General features: G+C 65.8%; 22 protein-coding genes. 10 read left to right on the top strand and 12 right to left on the bottom strand.

Going from position 1 to position 23,936, the window contains the following annotated elements; translation table 11 throughout:
- The first annotated feature begins 135 nt into the window (after positions 1–135).
- Complete coding sequence (locus tag DFK10_RS05980; protein WP_109387605.1) at positions 136–855, top strand: response regulator; 720 nt, start codon at positions 136–138, stop codon at positions 853–855.
- A gap of 119 nt (positions 856–974) precedes the next feature.
- The gene (locus DFK10_RS05975; protein WP_109387603.1) at positions 975–1,157 is read left to right on the top strand and encodes a hypothetical protein; all 183 of its coding nucleotides are present in this window, start codon (positions 975–977) and stop codon (positions 1,155–1,157) included.
- A 43-nt stretch (positions 1,158–1,200) separates the two neighbouring features.
- Here the strand turns inward: DFK10_RS05975 and DFK10_RS05970 are convergent, their stop codons facing one another.
- From DFK10_RS05970 to aspS, 3 genes are all read right to left on the bottom strand, one after another.
- Positions 1,201–2,418: a DUF1501 domain-containing protein gene (locus tag DFK10_RS05970; protein WP_109387601.1), complete on the bottom strand. Its 1,218-nt coding sequence runs from the start codon at positions 2,416–2,418 to the stop codon at positions 1,201–1,203.
- 2 nt (positions 2,419–2,420) lie between these two features.
- On the bottom strand, positions 2,421–3,800 hold the full coding sequence (locus tag DFK10_RS05965; protein ID WP_109387599.1) for a DUF1800 domain-containing protein: 1,380 nt from the start codon (positions 3,798–3,800) through the stop codon (positions 2,421–2,423).
- 97 nt (positions 3,801–3,897) lie between these two features.
- Positions 3,898–5,676, bottom strand: a complete 1,779-nt coding sequence (aspS, locus tag DFK10_RS05960; protein ID WP_109387597.1) for an aspartate--tRNA ligase — start codon at positions 5,674–5,676, stop codon at positions 3,898–3,900.
- A gap of 181 nt (positions 5,677–5,857) precedes the next feature.
- Here aspS and DFK10_RS05955 point away from each other — a divergent pair, with 181 nt between their 5' ends.
- Positions 5,858–7,093 carry an SAM-dependent methyltransferase gene (locus tag DFK10_RS05955; RefSeq protein WP_109387595.1) on the top strand — a complete coding sequence of 412 codons (1,236 nt, stop codon included), beginning with the start codon at positions 5,858–5,860 and terminating at the stop codon, positions 7,091–7,093.
- On the opposite strand, the gene DFK10_RS05950 is transcribed toward DFK10_RS05955, so the two are convergent.
- Positions 7,094–8,206, bottom strand: coding sequence for an aminodeoxychorismate synthase component I (locus DFK10_RS05950; RefSeq protein WP_109387593.1), 1,113 nt, complete (start codon positions 8,204–8,206; stop codon positions 7,094–7,096).
- A 115-nt stretch (positions 8,207–8,321) separates the two neighbouring features.
- Between DFK10_RS05950 and DFK10_RS05945 the strand changes: the two genes are divergently transcribed.
- The 3 genes from DFK10_RS05945 to DFK10_RS05935 all read left to right on the top strand — a co-directional run bounded on the left by DFK10_RS05945 (position 8,322) and on the right by DFK10_RS05935 (position 14,296).
- Positions 8,322–9,584: a glycosyltransferase 87 family protein gene (locus DFK10_RS05945; protein ID WP_109387591.1), complete on the top strand. Its 1,263-nt coding sequence runs from the start codon at positions 8,322–8,324 to the stop codon at positions 9,582–9,584.
- 114 nt (positions 9,585–9,698) lie between these two features.
- On the top strand, positions 9,699–13,043 hold the full coding sequence (carB, locus tag DFK10_RS05940) for a carbamoyl-phosphate synthase large subunit (protein ID WP_109387588.1): 3,345 nt from the start codon (positions 9,699–9,701) through the stop codon (positions 13,041–13,043).
- Between the two features lie 134 nt (positions 13,044–13,177).
- Positions 13,178–14,296: a beta-ketoacyl-ACP synthase III gene (locus tag DFK10_RS05935; RefSeq protein ID WP_109387586.1), complete on the top strand. Its 1,119-nt coding sequence runs from the start codon at positions 13,178–13,180 to the stop codon at positions 14,294–14,296.
- Between the two features lie 3 nt (positions 14,297–14,299).
- On the opposite strand, the gene arsH is transcribed toward DFK10_RS05935, so the two are convergent.
- Both arsH and DFK10_RS05925 read right to left on the bottom strand, forming a co-directional pair.
- Positions 14,300–15,016 carry an arsenical resistance protein ArsH gene (arsH, locus tag DFK10_RS05930; protein ID WP_109387584.1) on the bottom strand — a complete coding sequence of 239 codons (717 nt, stop codon included), beginning with the start codon at positions 15,014–15,016 and terminating at the stop codon, positions 14,300–14,302.
- The gene (locus tag DFK10_RS05925) at positions 15,009–15,461 is read right to left on the bottom strand and encodes a hypothetical protein (protein WP_109387582.1); all 453 of its coding nucleotides are present in this window, start codon (positions 15,459–15,461) and stop codon (positions 15,009–15,011) included. Before DFK10_RS05925 ends, arsH begins: the two co-directional genes overlap by 8 nt.
- A 360-nt stretch (positions 15,462–15,821) precedes the next feature.
- Here DFK10_RS05925 and DFK10_RS05920 point away from each other — a divergent pair, with 360 nt between their 5' ends.
- Entirely contained in the window at positions 15,822–16,418 is a 597-nt protein-coding gene (locus DFK10_RS05920) for a thymidine kinase (protein ID WP_109387580.1), read from the top strand.
- A 26-nt stretch (positions 16,419–16,444) separates the two neighbouring features.
- Here DFK10_RS05920 and DFK10_RS05915 read toward each other — a convergent pair whose 3' ends face one another.
- From DFK10_RS05915 to DFK10_RS05890, 6 genes are all read right to left on the bottom strand, one after another.
- Positions 16,445–17,575, bottom strand: coding sequence for a hypothetical protein (locus DFK10_RS05915; RefSeq protein ID WP_109387578.1), 1,131 nt, complete (start codon positions 17,573–17,575; stop codon positions 16,445–16,447).
- Between the two features lie 47 nt (positions 17,576–17,622).
- On the bottom strand, positions 17,623–18,573 hold the full coding sequence (locus DFK10_RS05910; protein WP_109387576.1) for a 2-hydroxyacid dehydrogenase: 951 nt from the start codon (positions 18,571–18,573) through the stop codon (positions 17,623–17,625).
- Entirely contained in the window at positions 18,567–18,908 is a 342-nt protein-coding gene (locus DFK10_RS05905) for a tRNA-binding protein (RefSeq protein ID WP_109387574.1), read from the bottom strand. Before DFK10_RS05905 ends, DFK10_RS05910 begins: the two co-directional genes overlap by 7 nt.
- Positions 18,898–19,716: a pyrroline-5-carboxylate reductase gene (gene proC / locus DFK10_RS05900; RefSeq protein ID WP_109387572.1), complete on the bottom strand. Its 819-nt coding sequence runs from the start codon at positions 19,714–19,716 to the stop codon at positions 18,898–18,900. Before proC ends, DFK10_RS05905 begins: the two co-directional genes overlap by 11 nt.
- A gap of 86 nt (positions 19,717–19,802) precedes the next feature.
- Positions 19,803–20,306, bottom strand: a complete 504-nt coding sequence (locus DFK10_RS05895) for a type III secretion system chaperone family protein (RefSeq protein ID WP_109387570.1) — start codon at positions 20,304–20,306, stop codon at positions 19,803–19,805.
- A gap of 337 nt (positions 20,307–20,643) precedes the next feature.
- Positions 20,644–20,889 carry an accessory factor UbiK family protein gene (locus DFK10_RS05890; RefSeq protein ID WP_109387568.1) on the bottom strand — a complete coding sequence of 82 codons (246 nt, stop codon included), beginning with the start codon at positions 20,887–20,889 and terminating at the stop codon, positions 20,644–20,646.
- A gap of 103 nt (positions 20,890–20,992) precedes the next feature.
- Here DFK10_RS05890 and lgt point away from each other — a divergent pair, with 103 nt between their 5' ends.
- Genes lgt through pgeF form a run of 3 tightly spaced genes read left to right on the top strand, consistent with a single transcriptional unit; the run spans position 20,993 to position 23,696 of the window.
- Positions 20,993–21,889: a prolipoprotein diacylglyceryl transferase gene (lgt, locus tag DFK10_RS05885; protein ID WP_109387566.1), complete on the top strand. Its 897-nt coding sequence runs from the start codon at positions 20,993–20,995 to the stop codon at positions 21,887–21,889.
- A complete protein-coding gene (locus DFK10_RS05880) occupies positions 21,886–22,944 on the top strand; it encodes a class I SAM-dependent methyltransferase (RefSeq protein ID WP_109387659.1) in 1,059 nt (352 codons plus the stop codon). Before lgt ends, DFK10_RS05880 begins: the two co-directional genes overlap by 4 nt.
- Positions 22,941–23,696, top strand: a complete 756-nt coding sequence (pgeF, locus tag DFK10_RS05875; RefSeq protein WP_109387564.1) for a peptidoglycan editing factor PgeF — start codon at positions 22,941–22,943, stop codon at positions 23,694–23,696. Before DFK10_RS05880 ends, pgeF begins: the two co-directional genes overlap by 4 nt.
- The last annotated feature ends 240 nt before the right edge of the window (positions 23,697–23,936 follow it).

The following is a 23,936-nucleotide window of genomic DNA, read 5'->3' as shown; positions in this document are numbered from 1 at the left end:
CCAAGCCCGGCCTCGGGGCAATCGCCGCGCGCCCCCTGCACCCCGCGCCCCAACGTCGCGGGCGTTAACCCCGCATTCACCAAGCTGCCGCTTAATGAGTCGCAGCCAAACCGAAAACATCCTGGGGGATGCAAGATGGACAGCCTCGACGACTTCATGATGACTCGGCCACCCACAGCCAAGCGCCCGCTGCTGGGCCTGACGGTGCTGGCGGTGGAGGACAGCCGCTTCGCCTCGGAAGCCTTGCGTCTGCTTTGCCTGCGATCCGGTGCGCGCATCCGGCGGGCCGACAACCTGCGCCATGCGCGCCGCCACCTGAGGGTCTACCGGCCCTCGGTCGTGCTGGTGGATCTCGGTCTTCCCGATGGCTCGGGGGCGGGGCTGATCGCCGACCTGGCCCAGGCCAGTCCGCGCGTTGATGTTCTGTTGGGGATGAGCGGAGACCCCGATGGGCACGACGCCGCGCTCAAGGCCGGGGCCGACGGGTTCCTCGGCAAGCCGATCGCCAATATCGGACAGTTCCAGTCGCTGATCCTCGAACACCTGCCCCCGGATCGCCGCCCTACAGGGTTGCGTGTTTTGACGGATGACCGGGTCGAACCGGACTCGATCGCCCTGCGCGATGATCTTTCGGCCGCCGCCGATGCGCTTGCGGCGGGGGCGGTGGATCGCCGCCGCCTGACCTATCTGGCGCAGTTTCTCGGCGGTGTCGCCCAAAGCGCCCGCGATCTGCCGCTCTGCGACGCGGTGGACCGTTTGAAAGACCAGCTGGTCAGCGGGCAATCCACCACCGATCAACGCGCCCAAATCGCGGAAATGGTTCAGGCCAGGCTGGCCCGCGCCAGTGCGATCTAGGCATCAAACGTCCCGACCTGCGTCCGCAAAAATACCCTGCGCCCGTCGTCGCATCGTCCCAATCGCGCCCGATTTGCGGGTCAATCTGCAGTCTGAAACAACTGTATTGGACAAGCGGCATGGAACGGTTCCTGACGAAATTCTGGTCCGAAGAAGACGGCAACACAACGATCGACTGGATGGTTTTGACCGCGGGGCTTGTTCTGCTTGGGGCCGCCGTGATGGCGGCGGTCGGTCCCCCGGCTCAAGCCCTTGCCGACGACACGACCACCGTGATCGAAGACGTCGACACCGGCGCCTGATTTCCCGGGCGCCTGGCACTTGGCGCAATCGCCGTTCACTCTGCTAGCGCAGCAGGCCCGGCGGTGCGCCCATTTCGAGCCCCGGAAAGATCGCACCTTCCAGCTCGTCCCGGTTCAGCCCGATCAACCCCGCCATGACCCAGGCCGCATGGGCCCGCACATCGCGCGTGGGCATCAGGTCGCGCCGCGCGTAGAGATCCGCCTCGGCCAAGCCCGGCCAGTCGCCCAGAACCTGGCCGCCCCGCAAGGCCCCGCCGGCGAACAGCATCGCGCCCCCGGTTCCGTGGTCGGTGCCGCCTGTGCCGTTTTCGGCCGCCGTGCGCCCGAACTCTGTCAGGCAGAGCACGGCCGTCTTGCCCCAGACCTCACCCAAACCGGCCTTGAGCGTCAGGATCGTGTCCGACAGCGCAGCGCCCCGATGGCGCAAGCCACCGGCCTGCTTGGCATGGGTGTCCCATCCATTGATAGAGAACGACGCGATCCGCGTATCCCCGCGCAACCGCGACGCCGCGAATTCCGCCAGCTTCACATGCGTCCGGTTCATCGACACGCCCTCCATCATCGGGCTATCGGCCATCATCGCGTCGGTCTGCTCGGCCATCTCGGCATCCAGCGCCAGGCTCTCGGCGATCTCGATCGCATCGGCGCTGGCATCGCGGAACAAGGGATCGTCATGGTGCACGATATTGAGCAATTGCCGCGCATTGGCCGAAACCTCCAGCTCAGCCTCGGGCGACCAGCGCGCCGTTGCAGCTTCGCCCGACAGAACCAGCAGGCGCTCACGCCCGATCGCGTAGGCGATCTCGGGCTCCAGCCCGGCGCGCAACTGCAACATCCGGTTCAGCCACCCGTCGCGCAGGCCGCCCCCTTGAAGGCCGGGCAAGCCTGCCTCCAGGATGTCCTGACCGTCGAAATGGCTGCGCTTGTCCCGGTATGGCGTCGAAACCGCATGGACCGCGCCGAATTCGCCGGCCCGCCAGAGGGGGTGCAGCCGCTCGAAGCCCGGATGCAGGCCGAAAAATCCGTCGAGGTCCAGTGCGCCCGGGTCGCCGGCCCCGCCCAGACCGGGACGCAAAGGGGCAAAACCAGCATCACCATGGGGGCGGATCACGTCGAGCCCGTCCATCGCGCCGCGCAGGATAATGACCACCAGCCGCGTATCCCAGGGCGCGGCGGCCATGGCCACCGGCGTCACGAGCGGCGCGGCAGCCGCGGAACAGCCCAGGGCAAGGCTGCGCATCAGGAAATCGCGTCTTTGCATCGTCACCTCCTGTTAAAGGCCGCCGAGGCCAGGACAACGCCCACCCCGTCGGTCCGCGTTTCGGCGGCGCGGGCGGCGAAGGCGACCGGCTCGGGCGGTTCCGGCCCCAACGCGTGATGCACGAACTCGCGCGGGTCGGGCAGCGGATCGACCAACCGTTCGGGGGCTTGCATCGCCCAGGAAATCCGGCCGGCCATGCCCTGCGGCGTGATCCATTCCTCGGCCGCTTCCGGCCAGCCATCGGGCCCGGTCGGCGCCTGCCAGGTCTGGCCCATCACGCGCATGGGAAACTGCACGACCTGGCGCACTTGTTGCAGGCTCGCCCCGGCGACCACCTCGGGCGGCACCGCCAGCGCCCGCAGGGCCGAGGCGATATAGTCGAAGGGCAGCTTGACCTTTCGCGCGGTCGGCGCCCAGGCCGCGGGGTGCAACAGCATCCCCTCGACCATGGCCAGCAGATCACCACTTGCCGCCAGGTAGCGCGCCGCCATGGTCTGCACCAGCATCGGGTCGGGATCGGGGGCGATGAAATGAACGGCCAGCTTGTGCGCCAGGTGCCGCGCCGTATCCGGGTGAAGCGCAAGCCCCTCCATCGCATTCAGGATGTCATCCAGCGACGGCGCGCCGCCACCATAGTCCACGCCCAGCACCGTTTCGGCCCCCGGCTCGGCGCTGTTAGGCCGAAACCGGAATCCCCGCCGCGCCGACCAGCCCAGCCCGGTCAGCAGTTCGGCCAATTCGCGCACGTCGGTCTGGGTATAGGCTCCGTCCACGCCAAGCGTGTGCAATTCCAGCAACTCGCGGGCCAGGTTCTCGTTCAGCCCGCGCACCTGCTTGCGGGCGGCCTCACTGTTCGGACCCAGCGACAGGTGCTGGTCGAGATAGACGAGCATCATCGGGCTTACGATCACGGCGCGCAGCATGTCGGCGAACCGGCCGGTCACGTGCGGGCGGATCGCTTCTTCGATATAGGGGGACACAAGGTGGCGCACCGCGCCGCTGACCGCACGCACGGTGAAATGGTCGGCCCAGAACCGGGTGAGCCGTTCGCGCATCCCGTCGGTGGTATCGACCGTGCGGGCGACCTCGGTGGCGAGGTTGGCGGCATACATCTCGCGGCCGTTTTCGCGCAGCTGGTCGCGATGGGCCATGGCCCGTGCCTCGGCCTCGGTGTCGGGGGCATCGCGTATCGCCAATGCAGCCGCGCGGATCGAGGCGAAAGACGGTTCGGCCCCGGCGTAGCGGGCGATGGGCCAGGCCTGCGCCATGGCGTCCGGCCCGGCCAGCGCGCCCAGCATATCGTTCACCGATCCCGGAGCGGCCCTGTCAGGCGACAGGCCCACGCCGAACCGGATTTCCGCCATGACGGGGTCGAATGTCACCGCAGCCTCCGCGTTGCCCTTGTCCCGATCCTATACGGGTTGGCGGCCGGTGTCCGTCGCGAATTCGCAACGCGGGGCGGGAAATGGCGGGGCGCGCTCAGTCCTCCTGAGGGATCACCCGCAGGTGCAGCTCGCGCAGCTGTTCGTTGGTGGGATCGCTCGGCGCGTTCATCATCAGGTCTTCGGCGCGCTGGTTCATCGGGAACATGATCACCTCGCGGATGTTCTGTTCCTCGGCCAGCAGCATCACAATCCGGTCGATGCCCGCGGCACAGCCGCCATGCGGCGGGGCGCCGTATTGGAAAGCATTGACCAGCCCGCCAAAGCGTTTCTTGACCTCGGCCTCGTCATAGCCGGCCAGTTCGAAGGCCTTGATCATCACATCCAGCCGGTGGTTCCGGATTGCACCGGAAACCAGTTCGTAGCCGTTGCAGGCCAGGTCATACTGGTAGCCCAGCACCGACAGCGGATCGCCCGAGAGCGCGTCCAGCCCGCCCTGGGGCATGGAGAACGGGTTGTGGCTGAAGTCGATCCCGCCGGTTTCCTCGTCGGCCTCGTACATCGGGAAATCGACGATCCAGGCAAAGGCGAAACGGTCCTTGTCGGTCAGGCCCAGTTCCTCGCCGATCACGTCGCGCGCCTTGCCCGCGACACGCTCGAAGCTGGACGGTTTGCCGCCAAGGAAGAAGGCCGCGTCGCCCTTGCCAAGGCCCAGCTGGGTGCGGATCGCCTCGGTCCGTTCGGGGCCGATATTCTTGGCCAGAGGTCCGGCGGCTTCCATACCGTTTTCACCGTCGCGCCAGAAGATATAGCCCATGCCCGGCAGGCCCTCTTTCTGGGCAAAACTGTTCATCCGGTCACAGAATTTGCGGCTGCCGCCACCGGGGGCGGGGATGGCACGAATCTCCGTGCCGTCCTGTTCCAGCAACTTGGCGAAAATGGCAAAGCCGCTGCCCCGGAAATGCTCGGACGTGTCCTGCATCTTGATCGGGTTGCGCAGGTCCGGCTTGTCGGTGCCATACCACTTGGCGGCATCGGCGTAAGAGATCTGCGGCCAGTGCTTGTCGACCTTCTTGCCGCCGCCGAATTCCTCGAACACCCCTTCGATGACCGGCTGGATCGTGTCGAAAACGTCCTGCTGCTCGACAAAGGACATTTCCATGTCGAGCTGGTAGAAATCGGTGGGCGAGCGGTCGGCGCGGGGGTCTTCGTCACGGAAGCAGGGCGCGATCTGGAAATACTTGTCGAAGCCGCTAACCATGATCAGCTGCTTGAACAGCTGCGGCGCCTGCGGCAGCGCGTAGAACTTGCCCGGATGCAGACGCGAGGGCACGAGGAAGTCGCGCGCCCCTTCGGGGCTGGAGGCGGTGATGATCGGCGTCTGGTATTCGCGGAAGGCCTGATCCCACATGCGCCGACGCATCGACGCCACCACGTCCGAGCGCAGGGTCATGTTGCGCTGCATCTCTTCGCGGCGCAGGTCGAGATAGCGATAGCGCAGGCGGGTTTCCTCGGGATATTCCTGATCTCCGAAGACCATGAGCGGCAATTCCTCGGCCGCGCCCAGCACTTCCATGTCGCGGATGAAGACCTCGATCTCACCGGTGGGGATCTTCGGGTTGATCAGCTCGGGGTCGCGGGCTTTCACGTTGCCATCGATGCGAATGCACCATTCCGAGCGGACCTTCTCCACCTCGGCGAAAACCGGGCTGTCGGGGTCGCAAAGAACCTGAGTCACCCCGTAATGGTCGCGCAGGTCGATGAACAGGACCCCGCCATGATCGCGCACGCGATGCACCCAGCCCGACAGGCGAACGGTGTCGCCGACATTGTCCTTCGTCAATCCGGCGCAGCTATGGGTGCGATAGGCGTGCATGGGAAGTCCTCTTGCGATGGGCGTATCTATCGCGGGGCCGATACACCGTGGCACCCGCGGGGGCAAGAGCAGGCAACCGCACATCCCCCGGCCAGAACGGCGGGGATTTGGCCAGAATCGCGACTTGGCGTATCATCGCCATGCATTTTTCATTGTCACACATGGGGCAAAGGGGGGTGCCATGTGGAAGAATACGCTGAACAGGCTTCTCGGACGGCTCGTCGTCGAGGGGCAATTGACGGTGACATGGGCCGATGGTTCGGTCAGTCGATATGGCCGCGATAGCACCGCCGTGGCCCCGGCCAGCATGCATCTTGTGGACCCGTCTCATTACCGCGCTTTGTGCCTGCGCCCGGTCATGGCCTTTGGCGAAGGCTACATGGACGGACAGATCGATGTCGCGCCCGAGGGGCTTTACGATCTTGTCGCGCTTTTCACCCACAACATGCACGGTCAGGGCCGGATGCCGGGCTGGTTCCAGGCCATGCAGGCTCTGCGACGGCGGCTGAATGTTCTCCTGCAACGCAACGATGCACGCCGCGCACGGCGCAACGTCGCCCATCATTATGACCTGTCCGATGACCTCTACCGGCTCTTCCTGGACGAGGACATGCAGTATTCCTGCGCCTATTTCGAACGCCCCGACATGACGCTGGAACAGGCGCAGGCCGCGAAAAAGGCCCATATCGCCGCCAAGCTCTGCCTGGCGCCGGGGATGCATGTGCTTGATATCGGCTGTGGCTGGGGCGGTATGGCGCTGACGCTGGCGCGCGATCACGGTGCGCGGGTAACCGGCGTGACGTTGTCGGAAAACCAGTTGGCCACCGCTCGCCGCCGCGCCGCCGACGCGGGGCTGGAAGACCGGGTGACGTTTCGACTGCAAGACTATCGCAACCTGGACGAAACCTTCGACCGGATCGTCAGCGTCGGCATGCTGGAACATGTGGGTCTGCCCCAGTTCGACACCTATTTCGGCACGGTCCATGACCTGCTGGCCCCAGATGGCGTGGCCCTGATCCACACGATAGGAGAGATCGCCCCACCCCGCCCAACATCGGACTGGTTGGAAAAATACATCTTCCCCGGCGGCTATGTGCCCTCCCTGTCCGAGTTGGCCGCACCGATCGAACGCTCGGGGCTTTGGGCCACGGATATCGAGGTGCTGCGCGGCCATTACGGCCCCACCCTGAACCACTGGCGGCAAAGGTTCGAAGCCGCCTTGCCAGAGGTTCGGGCCATGTATGACGAACGGTTCATCCGGATGTGGCGGTTCTACCTGGTCGCGTCAGAGGCGACGTTTGAACAGGCCCGCCAGGGGGTCTTCCAGATCCAGATGAGCCGCGCCCAATATGCCGTGCCCGTGACCCGGAACTACCTCTATCATCAGGACGACACGCAGCGGCACGCCGCGCAATGATCAAAGTGTCGCGTAACGCGCCTTCCAAAGCGCCTCTTCGTATTCGTTTTCGGCTGTGCTGTCCCAGACAACGCCGCCGCCCACGTTCAGGACCGCCGCATCGCCGTCGCGCATTAGGGTCCGGATCGCCACGTTGAATTCCGCCCGACCATCCGGTGCGGCCCATCCGATCGTGCCGCAATAGGCCTCGCGCGGGGTGTCTTCCAGCGCGTGGATGATCTCCATCGCGCGGACCTTGGGCGCGCCGGTGATCGACCCGCAGGGATAGAGCGCGGCGAACACGTCCGCCAGGCCGGTTCCGGCGCGCAACTGACCCACCACCCGGCTGACCATCTGGTGAACGGTGGCATAGGTCTGGACATGGAACAGCTCCGGCACCCTCACGCTGCCGATTTCAGCAATGCGGCTCAGGTCGTTGCGCAAGAGGTCAACGATCATCAGGTTTTCGGCCCGGTTCTTCACGTCCCCCGAAAGATGCGCCTTGTTGAGCGCATCCTGCAACGCGGTCTCACCGCGCGGCATGGTGCCTTTCATCGGCAGGGTTTCCAGGCGCCCGTCGGCATGGATGCGAAAGAACAACTCGGGCGAGCGTGACAGGATATCGGGCAGACCCTCCTGCAGCACCAGGGCGCCGTGGCCCACCTTCTGCCGTGCGCTCAGCGCGGCATAGAGCGCCTCGCTCTCACCCGTGACTTCCGTGTCGATGGGAAAGGTCAGGTTGGCCTGGTAGATGTCTCCGGCGCCGATCCAGTCATGCACCCGGGCAAATGCCGCGGCATAACGGCCCGCATCCCAGCGCGGGCGCAGCGGGCCGATCCGGGCCGGACCGTCCGCCAGAGCATCCGCCGGACGCGGCCCGTCATAGACGCCGAAACACAGCAGCGGCAAGCGGCGCGCCTCGGGCATCAGCCCGGCGAGCTTTTCTTCAAGGGCGTAGCCCAATTCGTAGCTGGCATACCCGGCCAGCCACTTGCCCGAGGCGCGCGCCCGGTCCAGCGCGGCCAGGGCGGCAGGCACGTCGGCGGGCCCATCGGCGCGGATCAGGTCCGAGGCGCCGTCAAACCATGCCGCCGCATCACCGGTTTCTGTCAAACTGTCGAACCTCAGCCGCAAGGGTCACACCTTTCGCCGTTTCGCGCCTCCGGGCCGATACATAGATTGACCACCCACCGGCGAACAGGGCAGAAAACGCCCCATCAGGGGCGAAACACGCAATCGCGGGGCAAGGATGGGCAGAACGATCAGACCGGGCACCGCCCTGCTGGCGCTTATCCTACTGTTCACGGCCCTGTCCTTCGCACGTCACGGCTACGGGCATTCGCCGGACCTGATGGCCACCTGGCTGGCCGGGCATTTCTACGGCCAGGGCGCGACTGATCAAGTCTATGCGGGCTACGATGGGCTGTTCACCATGCTGCCGCCGTCCGAGTGGTGGTCCTACCTGGTCGAGCAGGGCCGCACCGAGGCGGTATATCCTTACGTCTATCCGCCGCTCTGGGCGGCGTTGGCCAGTCACCTGACCCCCTGGATCGGGATCGACGGGTTCCAGGTGGCGGCGAGCCTTGTGAACCCGGTTCTCCTGGCCCTGATGGTGCTGCTGGCCGGGCGCGCCTGCGGCCAGGCCGGCTGGGCCTTGGTGCGGTTCGTTGCGCTCGGCCTTGGCCTGATGATCTTCACCCTGCCCGGGCTGGTGGCCCTGGCCCAGAACCAACCGCAGATCCTCGTCAGCGTGCTGATCGTTGGGGCCATCGAGCGTGATCTCGCCGGGGCCGGACCAACCGCCGGAGCCCTTCTGGCACTGGCCGCCGCGATCAAGCTCTACCCGGCCGTCCTGGCGCTTTTATGGCTGGCCGGGCGGCGCTGGCGGTCGCTGACCGCCTTCGTTCTTGTCGGCGGGGCCCTTGGCGGGCTGTCCCTGCTGTTGGCCGGCTGGCCGTTGCATGCCCAGTTCCTCAACGATGTGGCGGCGATCCGGCAGACCGTGCTGATGAACCACTTCACCTACGGGCTGGACCCGGTCATCGCCCAGCTTGCGCCCGTGGGGGAGGTCATGATCGTGACCGCCCCGGAAAGCGCCGCAAGCCCGTCCAACCCCGTGGGCTGGCGGGTGCTGGAAAAACGGCCGCTTTGGTCCGGGCTGTCGACTCTCGCGCTGCTGGCCTTGGTGGCGTTCGGCGGCTGGCGCTGCCGGCGCCGCGAGGATGTGCTGTTCTGGCCGGTCTTCCTGGTCGCGCTGGCGCTGATCCTGCCGCTGAGCTGGGGCTATCACTACCTGCCGGCGCTGGCCTTTCTCCCGGTGCTGCCCATACGCTACGGGCTGCGTTGCGGCACGGCGCTGTTCCTGGCGCTTGCGCTGCCGCTGACCGTGCCCGCCTACCGGCTGATACGAGACCTGCCGCTGACCGACATGGCCCCCCAGATCGCCGGCACCGCAATCATGATCGCCTGCGGCGTCGCCCTTGCGCTGGCCCCGAGGGGTCGGTGCGGGTGAGCCACCCCCACAAACACCCCTTGCACCGGCGCGCACCATCCCTATAACCCACGACAATTTGGGCACATCCGGGGTGCCTGAATCGCGACATTTGCAAGCAAAGGGGCTGCCGCCATGCCGAAGAGAACCGACATCCAGTCGATCATGATCATCGGTGCGGGGCCCATCATCATCGGACAGGCCTGCGAGTTTGACTATTCCGGCGCCCAGGCCTGCAAGGCCCTGCGCGAAGAGGGCTACCGCGTCATCCTCGTGAACTCCAATCCGGCCACGATCATGACCGATCCCGGCCTGGCCGACGCGACCTATATCGAACCCATCACCCCCGAGACCGTGGCCAAGATCATCGCCAAGGAACGCCCCGACGCGCTGCTGCCCACGATGGGCGGGCAGACCGGGCTGAATACCTCGCTGGCGCTGGCCGACATGGGCGTGCTGGAAGAATACGGCGTCGAGATGATCGGTGCCAAGCGCGAGGCCATCGAGATGGCCGAGGACCGGCACCTGTTCCGCGAGGCCATGGACCGCCTGGGCATCGAGAACCCCAAGGCCACGATCGTCACGGCCCCGAAGGATGCCGACGGCCACACCGACCTCGACGCGGGCATCGCCATCGCGCTTGAGGCGCTGGAGGAGGTCGGCCTGCCCGCCATCATCCGCCCGGCCTACACCCTTGGCGGCACCGGCGGCGGCGTGGCCTATAACCGCGAGGAATACATCCATTACTGCCGCACGGGCATGGATGCCTCTCCGGTGGGTCAGATCCTTGTCGATGAAAGCCTGCTGGGCTGGAAGGAATACGAGATGGAAGTCGTGCGCGACCGCGCCGACAATGCCATCATCATCTGTTCCATCGAGAACGTGGACCCGATGGGCGTCCATACCGGCGACTCGATTACCGTGGCCCCGGCGCTGACTCTGACCGACAAGGAATACCAGCTGATGCGCACGCACTCGATCAACGTGCTGCGCGAGATCGGCGTGGAAACCGGTGGGTCCAACGTTCAATGGGCCGTGAACCCCGAGGACGGCCGCATGGTCGTGATCGAGATGAATCCGCGCGTGTCACGCTCCTCGGCGCTGGCCTCCAAGGCGACCGGGTTCCCGATCGCCAAGATCGCCGCCAAGCTGGCCGTGGGCTATACGCTGGACGAGCTGGACAACGACATCACCAAGGTCACGCCAGCATCGTTCGAGCCGACCATCGATTATGTCGTCACCAAGATCCCGAAATTCGCCTTCGAGAAATTCCCCGGCTCCGAACCCTACCTGACCACGGCGATGAAATCCGTGGGCGAGGCCATGTCGATTGGCCGGACGATCCACGAGTCCATGCAGAAAGCGCTGGCGTCGATGGAATCGGGCCTCACGGGCTTCGACGAGATCGACATTCCCGGCGCCGATGACCCGGCAGGTGGACGCGCCGCGATCACCAAGGAACTGGCCAAGCAGACACCCGACCGCCTGCGTGTCATCGCCCAGGCCATGCGCGAGGGTTTCTCGGACGACGATATCCAGTCCATCACCGCCTTCGATCCGTGGTTCCTCGCCCGCATCCGCGAAATCGTCGAGGCCGAGCAGGACATCGAATCGAACGGTCTGCCGGCGGATGCCGACGGGTTGCGCATGCTCAAGATGATGGGCTTCACCGATGCCCGCCTGGCCAAGCTGGCCGGCATGGACGAGGCCGAGGTGCGCAAGGCACGGCACGCGGCGGGCGTCACCGCCGTTTTCAAGCGCATCGACACCTGCGCCGCCGAATTCGAGGCCCAGACGCCTTACATGTATTCCACCTACGAGGCCCCGATGATGGGCGAGATCGAGTGCGAAGCGCGACCGTCTGATCGCAAGAAGGTCGTGATCCTCGGCGGCGGCCCGAACCGGATCGGCCAGGGGATCGAGTTCGACTATTGCTGCTGTCACGCCTGTTTCGCCCTGACCGAGCAGGGCTACGAGACCATCATGGTCAACTGCAATCCCGAGACCGTCAGCACCGACTACGACACATCCGACCGGCTCTATTTCGAACCGCTGACCTTCGAACACGTGATGGAGATCCTGCGGGTCGAACAGGAAAACGGCACCCTTCATGGCGTCATCGTGCAATTCGGCGGGCAGACTCCGCTGAAGCTGGCCAATGATCTGGAAGAGGCGGGCATCCCGATCCTCGGCACCTCGCCCGATGCCATCGACCTCGCCGAGGACCGCGAACGGTTCCAGGCGCTGGTCAACAAGCTGGGGCTGAAACAGCCCAAGAACGGCATTGCCTCGAGTGACAAACAAGCGCTGGACATCGCCGAAAGCATCGGCTTCCCCTTGGTCATCCGCCCCTCTTACGTGCTGGGCGGCCGGGCGATGGAGATCGTGCGCGACATGGCCCATCTGGAACGCTACATCGCCGAAGCGGTGGTCGTGTCCGGGGACAGCCCCGTGCTGCTGGATGGCTACCTTTCCGGCGCGGTCGAGGTGGATCTCGACTGCCTCTGCGATGGCGAGAACGTGCATATCGCCGGGATCATGCAACATATCGAAGAGGCCGGTGTGCATTCGGGCGACAGCGCCTGCTGCCTGCCGCCGCATTCGCTCGATCCGGCCATCGTGGACGAGATGAAGCGCCAGGCCGAGGCGTTGGCCAAGGCCTTGCAGGTCAAGGGGCTGATGAACGTGCAATTCGCGGTGAAGGACGGCGAGGTCTACCTGATCGAGGTGAACCCCCGCGCCAGCCGCACCGTGCCCTTCGTCGCCAAGGCCACGGACAGCGCGATCGCGTCGATCGCCGCGCGCCTGATGGCGGGTGAACCGCTGTCGAATTTCCCCATGCGCCCGCCCTACCCCGAGGCCGAAGACCCGATGGACGTGCTTCCCTTGGGCAACCCCTACACGCTGGCCGATCCGCAGACCCCGTGGTTCAGCGTGAAAGAGGCGGTCATGCCCTTCAATCGCTTCCCGGGCGTGGACACCATCCTGGGGCCGGAAATGCGTTCGACCGGCGAAGTGATGGGCTGGGCCCGCGATTTCGGCCGCGCCTTCCTCAAGGCGCAGATGGGCGCGGGTCAGGACTTGCCGACCTCGGGCATGGTGTTCTTTTCCATCAAGGATGCCGACAAGGGCGAGGTTCTGCGCGAGACCGCGCAGATGGTGACCGACCTCGGGATGACGATCTGCGCCACGCGGGGCACCGCCGCATGGCTGAAGGAGCAGGGTTTCGAGGCCGAGGTGGTCAACAAGGTCTACGAGGGTGGCCGCACCGTGGTCGACCGGCTCAAGGATGGCGACATCGCGCTGGTCTTCAACTCCACCGAAGGTTCGGCGGCGGTCGAGGACAGCCGCTCGATCCGCGCTGTCGCGCTGGCCGACAAGATCCCCTATTACACCACGCTGGCGGGATCCCACGCCGCCGCCCTCGCCATGAAAGCCAAGGTCAGCGACGAGGTGCGGGTGCGGGCGCTGCAGGGATAGATCGCCCCGGATCAGGCGCCGCCTCTTCAACGCGCTGGTGGCGCGTTCACGTGGCGGCTTCATTCGACGCTCCGTCACCCTTGTCTCGGCCCCGCCCTTTGCCCATTCTGAGGCGTAGCCAAGGGGGAACCGACATGCACCGTGCAGCGATCACCGGAACCGGGGTGTTCACCCCCGCGCACAGCATTTCCAATGACGAGCTGGTGGCGGCCTTCAACGCCTATGCCGACCGGCAGAACGCGGCCAATGCCGAGGCCATCGCCGCCGGAGAGGCCGAGGCCGTGCCGCACTCGTCCTCGGACTTCATCGAAGCCGCCTCGGGCATCCAGAGCCGCTACGTGCTGGACAAGTCCGGGGTGCTGGACCCCGACCGCATGTTCCCGAGACTGCCGCATCGCGCCGATGACGAACCCAGCCTGATGGCCGAAATGGCGGTGGATGCCAGCCGGCAGGCCCTGGCCATGGCGGGCCGGTCAGCGGACAGTGTCGATGCGGTGCTCTGCGCCGCCTCGAACCACGAACGCGCCTATCCGGCCATTGCCGTGGAAATCCAGAACCTGCTGGGAATCGACGGTTTCGCCTTCGATATGAACGTCGCCTGTTCCTCGGCCACCTTCGGCATCCTGACCGCCACCGACATGATCCGGGCCGGCACGATCCGCAGTGCGCTGGTGGTGAACCCGGAAATCTGCTCGGCCCACCTGGAATGGCGCGACCGGGATTGTCATTTCATCTTCGGCGACGTCTGTACCGCCGTCCTGATCGAGCGCGACGAGGGGCTTGAGCGCCCGCATTTCAAGATCCGGTCCACCCGCGCAGCGACGCAGTTTTCGAACAACATCCGCAACAACAACGGCTTTCTGCGCCGCACCCGCGACCAGATGGAAGACCGTCGGGACATGCAGTTCATGCAGGAGGGCCGCAAGGTCTTCAAGGAGGTGCTGCCCTTGGTCAGCCGCCACATCGCCGACCACATGGCCGAGGAAGGCGTGGACGCGGACAACCTGAAACGGCTGTGGCTGCACCAGGCCAACAAGACCATGAACGACTATATCGGCAAGAAGGTTCTCGGCCGCACGCCGACAGAACAGGAACAGCCCAACATCCTGCAGGACTATGCCAACACGTCCTCGGCGGGGTCCATCATCGCTTTCGCCCAGCATTCAGACGGCATGGCGAAGGGCGATACCGGTCTGATCTGCTCCTTCGGGGCGGGCTATTCGGTGGGCTCGCTAATCGTGGACCGGGGCTGACCGTCAGGAATTGACCCTTGTGTGGACGGCGTCGAGGCTCTCGACGCGCTCGGAATAGCGATCGACCAGCATCTCCTTGCGGCCGCGCACCATCCAGGTGAAGCGAGCCAGCTCCTCCATCACGTCCACAACACGGTTATAGAGCGGCGACGGTTTCATCCGGCCCTTGTCGAATTCCCCCCAGGCCTTGGGCACCGAGGACTGGTTCGGGATCGTGACCATCCGCATCCAGCGGCCAAGGATGCGCATCTGGTTGACGGCGTTGAAACTTTGCGAGCCGCCCGAAACCTGGCACAGCGCCAGGGTCTTGCCCTGGGTGGGCCGGATGCCCCCGATCGGAGCCAGCGGCAGCCAGTCGATCTGGGTTTTCATCAATCCGGTCATTGCGCCGTGGCGTTCCGGGCTGGACCAGACCATGCCCTCGGACCAAAGCGCCAGTTCGCGCAATTCAGCCACCTTGTCATGGTCGGCATCCACGCCATGAACGTCGACCTGCGGCAAGCCATGCGGATCGAAGAACCGAGTCTCGCACCCAAGCGCGCGCAGCACGCGTGCACCTTCCTCGGCCACCATGCGCGAATAGCTCTGCTCGCGCAGCGACCCGTAGAGCAACAGGATGCGCGGCGGGTGGCCCGGATCGTCGGGTGCGGACAGCGCGGCGGTATCGAGCGCGCCCAGCGCGCCGGGCGCAATATTCGGCAGGTCGACTGAATCAGCCACTTTCGTCCTCAAGATGCAGCTTCATGTCGATAAGAACCTTTTGCAGCGCCACGGTCTCGCGCAACAGCCGCTTGGCCTCGTTGATCGAGATGACACCGTCCTCGATGGATTGCTGGTACTCCGCCATCAGCACGGCGAAACGCTGTGACAGGGCGATGACATCCGAGTTGATGCCGCCATCCGTATTCTTGCGGTCCGTGTCGTAACTCAGCGCGCCTCCCCCCAGCTCGGCCAGTGCCGCGGTCACATGGGGGTAGGAGGCCGCGGCTTCGAGCCGTGCCACCGCATCCACCGGGATGAATCGGTCGGAATGTTCGTCGGCATCCGAGTAGTAGCGCCCGAGCGTGGCCTTGGATTTGCCCGTCAGTTCGCAGGCTGGTTCGATCCCGACATCTTTTACCAGGGCTTCCGTATGTTTCTTCAGATAACTGGCAACGCTGTCCATGCTTATTAACCCTCGTGTTTCCTCGGGGGAATGGCCCCGGGGTTTTCCCATACATACCCCATCCAAATGCCAGCAATATAGGGCCATCCCAGCGTTGGGAAGGGTAAGAGTGACGGCGTCCCCAACGCCGTAGGGTCAGGGGCCTTGGACCCCATCCTGGCGTGGCCGAAAGGTCACGCACCGGGCCCCTGACCCGCTGTTTCCCTCCGGTGCCCGGGCACCGGAACCACTCGGAAAATCGGTCGCCGGCCCGGTTCACGGGCCGGTGGCCACCCTCCGGCCGCGGGCATTTTGCACTTGCACCCCGCAGGGGTTCTGGCAAGGACGGCGCCAGTTCCTGTCGCAACGGGGCCCCGACCCATGGCCAAGCTCTATTTCAACTACTCGACGATGAACGCGGGCAAGTCGACCGTTCTGCTTCAGGCCAGCCACAACTACGCCGAACGCGGTATGGAGACCTACCTTCTGACCGCGCAATTCGACACCCGTGCGGGCGAAGGCCGGATCGCGAGCCGCATCGGCATCGGCACGGCGGCCGATACCTTCGCCCCGCATGACGACCTGTTCCAGAAGATCGAAAACCGTTTGGCGCAAGGCCCCTGCGCCTGCGTTTTCATCGACGAGGCGCAATTCCTGTCCAAGGCCCAGGTCTGGCAACTGGCCCGCGCGGTCGACGACCTAGGCGTGCCGGTCATGTGCTACGGGCTGCGGGTGGATTTCATGGGGGAACTGTTCCCCGGATCGGCCGCACTTCTGGCGTTGGCGGACGAGATGCGCGAGGTGCGCACCATCTGCCATTGCGGCAAGAAAGCCACCATGGTGGTCCGCATGAACGGCGAAGGCCGCGTGCTGACCGGCGGTGAGCAGGTCCAGATCGGCGGCAATGAAACCTATGTCAGCCTGTGCCGCCGCCACTGGCGCGAGGCGGTCGAAGGCGACGACGCCCCTTTGGTGTGACCGCGCGTTCACGCGTTTCGCCCGGATCAGACGCCCGGCGGCAGGACCGCCCGCGCGATCTTCACTGCCAGTCCCGATAGCCCGATCGCATGGTTGGGCGACACCAGCAGCGCCATGCCGACAGCGCCCACGACCAGCCCGCGCGACGGCACGGCCCGAAGCCGGAATCTGCCGCTGGCCATCGCGCAACTCAGCAGAACCGACATGGAAAAGACCTGCAGGCTCAACCAGCGCCCCCAATCCGAAGCGACCGGGAATAATGGCAGGATGGGCAGCACCGCGCCTAACAGGATGACCAAGCCCAGACGCGGCCGCGTCCCGACCGACACCAGGTAGCAAAAGGGGGCAAACGCTGCCAAGGCGCCAAGCAGGAACCCAACCACCGAGGCACCGGTCAGCCGCTCTGCCACCGCCGCAACCCCGACCCCGGCGTCATGGGCCAGCCAGCTGATGGCCCCAGCGCAGATCTCCGGGTCGAGGCCTCGCTCCAATAGTGGTGCGCAAACGAGATTTGGGTCCTCCACGCGCGCATGGACAAGTGCGTAGAAAAGCGCGGCGCCGGAGACGCCAATGGCGATCAGCGTCGCCGACAAGGCCTGCCATGGGGCCGACCTGAACAGGCCGGACAGGACAAGAATGCCGATAAAAACCGGCCCGAACAGCACCATGCCCTCGTGGGCGATGGTGCTGATGCAGTAGACAAGAACACCGAGCCACAGCACGATCAACCGGCCGCTCACCGCACCAAGCGCCAGCAGCGACAACCCGGCGAAGGCCAGCAATTCCTTTCGAACCGCGCCCTGCGGCTCAACCACCCACAACACGGTGAAAAAGGCCGGCGACAGCCAGAGCAGCACTTGAAGCCTTACTGGACCGGCCCGGTCAACGAGCGCGCGAAACGCCAGGAAAAGAACCGCCAGGATCACCACTTGCAAGACACAAACCACCAGCAGCGGGCTGATCCCCAGAAGGTCGCCGACGGACAACACCGCCGACCCGAACGGGCCGCGCCGGACGGGTCCGCCGGCGGTGTTGATCAGCCAGTCCCCATGTTTCCAACGGTTGCCGCCGGACAGGTAATCCTGCAACACGCCAAGGGAAATCACCAGCCAGACGAGCGCCAGCACCGCATCCAGCCCGCGGCGGGCCGACGGCAAGGGGCGCCGCGAGCGCTGCCCTCGGTCCGTGTAAGGGCCGGCCGAGGTCAATTCACCCGTTGTGGCGGGTCTCGCCCCTCGGTGAAGGCGATGATGTTATCCAGTGCCATCTGGCCCATGGCCTGCCGTGTCTCGACCGTGGCCGAGCCCAGATGCGGAAGCAGAACACAATTCTCAAGGGCGCGAAGCCGCTCTGGAACGTGGGGCTCGGCTTCGTAGACATCCAGCCCCGCCCCCGCGATGGTTCCCGCTTCGAGCGCCTCTATCAGGGCCGCTTCGTCCACCACCTCACCGCGCGAGATATTGACGAAAATGCCGCCCGGTTTCATTGCCGCCAGCGCCGCCTCGTCGATCAGTTTCGCCGTCTCGGCCCCGCCCGGCACGGTGACAACAACGAAGTCGGCCTGCGCCATCAGGTCGTGCAGATGGTCCACCTGCCGCGCGGGCAGGTCCACATCCTTGCGTGACCGATTGTAGAACAGCACAGGCATGTCGAACCCGTAATGCCCGCGCTTGGCCACCGCCTGGCCGATCCGGCCCATGCCCACCACGCCCAGCACCTTGCCCGTGACATGGGTGCCCAGCAGCGATTGCGGCCCGAACCCGCCCCATTGCCCGGCCCGAACGATCCGCTCGCCCTCGCCCGCGCGACGGGCCGTCGCCAGCAGCAGGGTCCAGCCGATATCCGCCGTGGCATCTGTCAGAACGTCGGGCGTATTCGTTACCACGACGCCGGCAGCAGCGGCGGCGGCCACATCGATATGATTGTAGCCCACGCCGAAATTGCCCAGAATTCTCGTGCGCGGCTCACCGGCTTTTTCAAACGCGGCAGCGGTGAACGCATCGCCCAGTGTCGGCAGGATCGCGTCATAAGCGGCCAGCGCCTGGGTCGCGTCATCCTCTGACAGCGCGGTCTCGCCCAGGGTCACGTCGAACCGCGCCCGGGCCTGGTCCAGTACCGGTGCCGCAATCGGACGGGTGATCAACAGTTTCAGCACATCCGCGCTCCTTCCGGCACATCCTTGTCGGGCGACAGCAGCACGACACCGCCCGCGGCATCATGCAGTCCGAGCACCAGAACCTCTGACATGAACTTGCCGATCTGCCGGGGCGGAAAGTTGACCACGGCAATGACCTGTTTGCCGGGCAGGTCTTCCGGCGCGTAGTAATCGGTGATCTGGGCGCTGGTCTTGCGCTCGCCGATCTCTGCCCCGAAATCCACCCAGAGCTTGATCGCGGGCTTGCGGGCCTCGGGAAAGGGTTCCGCCCGTGTGACGCGTCCGACCCGGATATCCACCTTCAGGAAATCGTCGATGGTGATCTCATCCGCCATTGGCCAGCTCCTTGCTGCGATCGGCGGCCGCCTTGACCGCGCGTCGCAAGAGCGTCGGGAACCCGTCACGCTCGTCCATCAACACCTCCAGTGCCGCCTGCGTGGTGCCATTAGGCGACGTCACGTTGACCCGCAACTGGCCCGGGTTTTCCTCGGCATCCTCGGCCAGTTGCCCCGCGCCGCCCACCGTGGCCTTGGCCAGGCGCAGCGCCAGGTCCGCGGGCAGCCCCTCGGCCTCGCCCGCCGCCGCCAGGGTCTCGATCAGGTGAAAGACATAGGCCGGGCCGGAGCCGCTGACCGCGGTAACGGCATGCATCTGGTTCTCGTCCTCCAGCCGCACAACCTGGCCCACCGCCGCCAGCAGCGCCTCGGCGAGGTCCATCTGGGCCGCGCTGGCATGGGCGTTGCCGACGATCGCCGTGATCCCGCGCCCCACCGCCGCCGGCGTGTTCGGCATGGCCCGGATCACCGGCGTCCGGTCGCCCAGGACGTCCTCGAAGGCCGAGATCGGCGTGCCGGCGGCCACCGACAGCACCACGGTGCCGCCATTGCCCAGTGCCTGCATGGCCGGCAGCGCCTCGCCCATCATCTGCGGCTTGACCGCAACCAGGGCAACCGCAGGGTCCGGTGGCAGGTCGGTGTTCAGATGCACGCCCTGCGCTTGCAGCCACTCCGACGGGTTGGGGTCGATCACCCAGACCGCACCGGCCGGCAAGCCACCCGCCAGCCAGCCCGCCAGCATCGCCGACCCCATCTTGCCGCAGCCCAGCAGAACCATGCCTCGGCGTTCGATTTCTGTCATGTCCATGAATTCTACCCCCTGTCTGCCCCCGAGTGTTAGGGACAGCCGCACGGGGGTTCAAGGCCGGGTCTTTACGCCCGGCCTGTCGGCCTTCAGGCGGTGCCGTAGGCCTCGGCTATGGCGACCTGCAACGCCTCTGCGGGTGTGCGTTCGGCCCAGGTGACCAGCTGGAAGGCCGGGTAATAGCGTTCCGCGCTCAGCACGGCGGCAGAAATCATCGTGTCGATCTGTTCCGGGCTGGCGATCTGGTCGCCGGCCAGGACAAGACCGTAGCGATAGACCATAAGGCTCTGCTCGGACCAGTAGGTGAAGGCCCCCGCCCAGCACATGTCATTGACCCGGTTGAGCGCCTCGTACAGCGCCGGCACCCGGTCCTCGGGCGGCTCCATCTCGAAGGTGCAGATCAGGCGCAGGGTCTGGTCATAGGCCGACCAGGCGAGCGTGATCGAATAGGTCCGCCACTGGCCCTCGACCGCCATGGCGATCTGGTCATCGGCGATCCGGTCGAATTCCCAGTCGTGATGCTCTGCGATGTGCTCGACCAGGTCGATCGGGTGAATATCCTCGGCGTCGTGGAAATGCTCAGTCAGTGCCATGGGGCCTCCTGTCCTGCTAGCGGCGGGGCCTGGCAGAGCCCCCTATTGCTAGCTGCCTGCTCTAGGGACAGCGGTTCTTCGCCACGCCCCTTACTAGATATGGTGGGCGCAACGGGGGCGATCTGTAAAGCACTTTCTTGGGGATAACCGCAAAAAGGCCCGACGCCGTAGCGCGCCCGGCCTTTCTCATCTCGCCTGAAAAACTCTGGGGGAGGCCGCGCCCAAGGCGCGGGCGGGGGCAACGCCCCCAAGACCGTCACCACATGAAAAGCCAAGGGGCAAATTGGCATGACATGCCAGCCAGAGCCAGCAACCTGCGCGCCGTAAGGCGCTCGATTTACTTGGCGCTCGCTTCCAGAGCCTCGATCCGGGCCTTGAGGGCCTCGTTCTCTTCGCGGGCCTTCTGGGCCATGGTGCGCACGGCTTCGAATTCCTCGCGGGTGACGAAATCGCGTTCGGCCAGCCAGCGGTCGATCATCGAGTTCATCGCCGTCTGGGCCTCGTCCTTGGCGCCTTGGGCCACGCCCATTGCGTTGGTCATGAGTTGCGAAAAGTCGTCCAGCACCTTGTTGCGGGTCTGCATGTCAGCCTCCGGTCACATACCGCCCTTATATGGGCCGTGAGCCCTGCGACCGCAACCCCGCCACCCGCTTGACTTCACCCGCCCCGCACCGCAAGCAACGTCCATGATCGCCGCCATTCCCTTTCCCGATATCCGACCCGAAATCTTCACGATCGAGCTGTTCGGCACCGCCTTCGCGCTGCGCTGGTATGCGATGGCCTATATCGTCGGTATCCTCCTGGGCTGGCGGCTGGCGGTCGCGGCGGTGAACCGCCCGCGGCTTTGGGCCGACGAGAAAACGCCCATGACCAAGGCCCAGGTCGAGGACCTGCTGACCGCGATCATACTTGGGGTCATTCTTGGCGGGCGGCTGGGTTACGTCCTGTTCTACAGGCCCGGTTACTATCTTCAGAACCCGCTGGAGATCCCGATGCTCTGGCAGGGCGGCATGGCCTTTCACGGCGGCTTCCTCGGCGTGGTGGTGGCGGTCTGGCTGGTGGCGCGCAAGCATGACCTGCGGCTGGGCGACATCGCCAACCTCGTGGCGCTGTCCGCGACACCGGCCATCTTCCTGGTGCGCATCGCCAATTTCATCAATGCCGAGCTTTGGGGCCGGCCCACCGACTTGCCCTGGGGTGTGATATTTCCCGGCACGGCCGCGCAGGATTGCGCCGGCGTCGACGGGCTGTGCGCCCGACACCCCAGCCAGCTTTACGAGGCGGGGCTGGAAGGGCTGCTGCTGGGCCTGCTGCTTGTCTGGCTGGCCTTCGGGCGCGGCTGGCTGAAACGGCGCTGGTCGCTGGCCGGCCTGTTCTTCGCGGGCTACGGCACGGCGCGTTTCCTTGTCGAGTTCGTGCGCCAGCCTGATGCCCAGTTCGTGACGCCGGGCAACCCGGTCGGGCTGGCCTTCCATGTGGACGGGGTGGGCCTGACCATGGGCCAGGCCCTGTCACTGCCGATGATCGTGGTGGGCCTTGCGGTGATGGTATGGGCCAACCGGCCGCCCCGGGCCGCGGCATGAGCCCGCTGGGCGACCTGCTGCTTCGCCGCATCGCGGCCACCGGGCCAATGCCCCTGTCCGATTACATGGCCGAGTGCCTGCTGCATCCCGAGCACGGCTATTACAGCACCCGCGACCCGCTGGGCCGCGCAGGCGACTTCACCACCGCCCCCGAGATCAGCCAGATGTTCGGCGAGCTGATCGGCCTCGCATTGGCTCAGGCCTGGCTGGACCAGGGGGCGCCCGCACCCTTCGTTCTCGCTGAACTGGGTCCGGGCCGCGGCACCCTCATGGCCGATGCGCTGCGGGCCACGCAAGGCGTGCCGGGCTTTCATGACGCCGCGCAGGTCCACCTGGTCGAGGCGTCGCCGACTCTGCGCGCGGTTCAGAAAGCGACCGTCCCGACGGCGCGCCATGTGGACGACCTGAACGCGCTGCCCGACGCACCACTTTTCCTTGTCGCCAACGAATTCTTCGACGCCCTGCCGATCCGCCAGTTCCAGCGTGACGCGCAAGGCTGGCGCGAGGTCATGGTGGGGGCGCAGGACGGCGCGCTGACCCCCGGCCTGTCAGAGCCCGCACCGCTGGCCGCGCTCGATCATCGCATTGCGGACACGCACCCGGGCAACATCGTCGAAACCTGCCCGGCCCTGCCGGGCCTCGTGGCGCAGATCGGCCAGCGCATCGCATCCCATGGCGGCGCAGCGCTGATTGTCGATTATGGCGACTGGCGCTCACTGGGCGACACCTTGCAGGCGGTTCAGGGGCACGATCGCGTCGACCCGTTCGCGACTCCCGGGCAGGCTGACCTGACCGCGCATGTGGATTTCGAAGCCATCGCCAATGCGGCCGCCCCCGCCCGGTTCAGCAGGCTGACGCCACAAGGCGTGTTCCTCGAACGGTTGGGCATCACCGAACGGGCCCGCGCCCTGGCCGGCGCGATGGACAATGCTGCCCTTGAATCGCATATTGCCGCCCACCGCCGGTTGACGCACCCCGACCAGATGGGTCACCTGTTCAAGGTGATGGGGCTGTTCCCCGAGGGGGCCCCGCCGCCACCGGGATTGGAAACATGACGCTCGACATCATCACCGCCCCGCAGCTTGCGCCGCTTCAACACGGGTTCTTCACCCGGCAGGGCGGTGCGTCTTCCGGAGTCTTCGCCGGGCTGAATTGCGGCTATGGCAGCTCCGATCAGCACGAGGCGGTGACGATCAACCGCGCCCGGGTCGCTCAGGCACTGGGGCTGGACGATACCGCTTTGGTGGGCGTCCATCAGATCCATTCCGCCGATGTCGTGACGGTCTCGGACGCGGGGGCCGATCGGCCCAAGGCGGATGCGCTTGTGTCGGACCGCGCCGACCTGGCCCTGACGGTGCTCACCGCCGATTGCATGCCGGTGCTCTTCGCCGACCGGGCGGCCGGGGTGATCGGGGCGGCTCATGCCGGGTGGAAGGGCGCGCTGGACGGCGTGCTGGAGGCCACGCTGGATGCGATGGCGGCGTTGGGGGCGGATCGCGCTTCGACAACCGCCGTGATCGGGCCCTGCATCAGCCAGCGCAACTACGAGGTCGGGCCGGATTTTCTGGACGATTTCCTCGCCGACGACCCCGGCAATGCCCGGTTCTTCGGCAATGGCGAAGGGGATCGCTATCTCTTCGACCTGCCGGGCTTCGGGTTGCACCGCCTGCGGCAGGCCGGCATCGGCGAGGCAGAATGGACGCGCCACTGCACCTATGCCGACCCCGAACGATTCTACAGCTACCGCCGCAGCACCCACGCGAAAGAGGCCGATTACGGCCGCCTGATCGCAGCCATCCGGATGTGAATGCGGCAACAAGGCGGCACCGGGCCGCCATCTTCCTGCCCCGAGCGCTGCGAAACAATCCCGGCGGGCGGCGCGGGATTGTCTCCGCATTTACCATAAAGCCAACATATCAAGGCTCGTTCGCCTTGCCCCACGTCCACCGCGCCGCTGCCGCATTTCCCGTCCGCCCCGGAAAAATTTTCTCGTCCAAAGTCAAACTGATGCCGCTTTAATCGGTCAAACATGGTCCCGAGCAGAAAA

Origin of the sequence: Salibaculum griseiflavum (assembly GCF_003129565.1) — a bacterium.
GTDB lineage: Bacteria > Pseudomonadota > Alphaproteobacteria > Rhodobacterales > Rhodobacteraceae > Salibaculum > Salibaculum griseiflavum.
The sequence above is the reverse complement of the archived record's forward strand: the minus strand, read 5'-3'. Positions and strand labels throughout refer to the sequence as shown.